Raw genomic sequence first — 1,778 nt, 5'->3', positions numbered from 1 at the left:
ATTGAAAATCCTGAAGGGGAGCCTGAAACGAATAAGCAGGACTTGATTAAATATATCAGTATGAAAAAGCCTTCATCTTCTTTAAAAAAAATGAATGAAGAAAAAGACAATGAAAAGACTCAGATGCTGTGGGATGTTAATCCGGAAGTGGTCGAAAACTACTGGTCAAGCACGCAGCGTGATTAAAGAATATATAAAAATGGGCTCGCTCCCATTATAAAAAGAAGTGCTTAGCGAGAAGTACTTCAAAATTAGAAAAAAGGAAAATAACCATGAATAAGACTATCAAAACAATCGCCTTATCTGTTGCCTTCGTATCTGGTGCAGCCATGGCTAATGCTCAAGAGGTCACTGTAGATACTGGGTTAAATGGTGCCTTAAATCTTTTATCTCAACATACCCAGCCAAATGGTACTGCGCTTAACCTTGCCATTAATACCGCTACTGTTGATGCAACGGTCAATGTAGATGGGCGGTATAACTCACTGAATAATGTGGGAGACAAAATCGCAGTAGAAACTTCAGCAATTGGTGCGGTAAACACCGGTAGTATCAATTTGCAGCAAGGCAATTTGAGCGCAGTGAATACGGGTACATTAGAGACAACTCTTGATGCTGAAAGAAGTGCAGCGCGTAATTTGGAAGAATGGCGTACTGAACGCTCATCAGAGTTTGAAAGTTCTATCAGTACATCATTGAATACTGACACTTATGACCAGTTCTCTGAAACTCTGAGTAATTACACTGCAGCGAATTTAGCCTTTAATTCAGCAGCTATTGATGCATCTGTAAATGTAGATGGAAAAGTGAATCATATTGATGGCATCAAAACTTCAGCTATTGGTGCTGTGAACACTGGTAGCATTACTGTGACCGTAAAGTAAATCCACCGTTCAATATGATCCAGGGTCTAACTATTTGCGGATAGTTAGACTTTTTTATTTTAGTACAAAAAATGTTTATTGAGTATCGTTTTGTAGTCGAATCAATCTGCTACAAGTCATATTTGGTCTGAAATTTCGCTTGCTATCAAGTGTAAACCACGCCATTCTCAAGGTTCTACTTGAATGATTAGATAGAAAAAGAGTGCAACGAATTTCATCTTTTTTCTTGTATCTAAATTTGAAGCAGGTACTGGAAAATTTTATTCAGATAGAGTCGGCGATTAATTGCCGATTTTGTCATCATTGTTCAGAATATTCTTTCATATAAAATATTTGCTATAAAAAAAAGAGCGCCTGAGTGCTCTTTTTAAATTCAGTTGAAATCTTAGTCACGGACAAATTCAACAATACCATTTTCCAAAGATTTAACCCGTGCTAAAGATTCAACATGGTAACCTTTATTCAATAACAATTGGCGACCCGGCTGGAAAGATTTTTCAATCACAATACCAATACCTACAACTTCAGCATTTGCCTGATGAATTAAATCGGCAAGGTCTAAAGCTGCCTGACCCCTTGCCAGGAAATTATCCATCACGCGGGCTTTAGCGCTAGAGTGGATGCACTTTTTGAAACGGAAATCATCCTGCTAAAAAATTTATCTTTCTACTAGAATTACTTTATAAATACGCTTAACTGTGATTGGTTAATTATATTTTAATGAAAAAGTAGAACTACGTCACATTTTGGAAAGAGTTCCAATAAAATCAAAGTTTACAACTTTTTAAAATTGAAAATGCTTTCATAATTGCAGTTTTGATGTATGGAATTTTGATTTTTTAATACATAAAAAATATTATTTTAATTAAAATTTTGATGTAAATTTTAATTTTA

1 protein-coding gene and 2 pseudogenes are annotated in these 1,778 nt (G+C 35.3%); 2 read left to right on the top strand and 1 reads right to left on the bottom strand.

The window, feature by feature from the left end:
• Both H4I94_RS16110 and H4I94_RS16105 read left to right on the top strand, forming a co-directional pair.
• Positions 1 to 186 (top strand): annotated as a pseudogene (locus H4I94_RS16110) (HfaB protein); the annotation flags it as partial.
• Positions 187 to 272: 86 nt separating this feature from the next.
• Positions 273 to 884 (top strand): hypothetical protein, encoded by a 612-nt coding sequence (locus tag H4I94_RS16105; RefSeq protein WP_261183720.1) that lies wholly within the window; start codon positions 273 to 275, stop codon positions 882 to 884.
• A 385-nt stretch (positions 885 to 1,269) separates the two neighbouring features.
• On the opposite strand, the pseudogene H4I94_RS16100 reads toward H4I94_RS16105, so the two are convergent.
• Positions 1,270 to 1,485 (bottom strand): annotated as a pseudogene (locus H4I94_RS16100) (xanthine phosphoribosyltransferase); the annotation flags it as partial.
• Positions 1,486 to 1,778 lie beyond the last annotated feature (293 nt).

Origin of the sequence: Acinetobacter sp. T_3_1 (genome assembly GCF_025377055.1) — a bacterium.
Lineage (GTDB): Bacteria > Pseudomonadota > Gammaproteobacteria > Pseudomonadales > Moraxellaceae > Acinetobacter > Acinetobacter kookii.
The sequence above is the reverse complement of the archived record's forward strand: the minus strand, read 5'-3'. Positions and strand labels throughout refer to the sequence as shown.

Bases quoted from the DNA above. Each gene is read 5' to 3' on its own strand.
- H4I94_RS16105 (WP_261183720.1), top strand. From the start codon at position 273: ATGAATAAGACTATCAAAACAATCGCCTTATCTGTTGCCTTCGTATCT.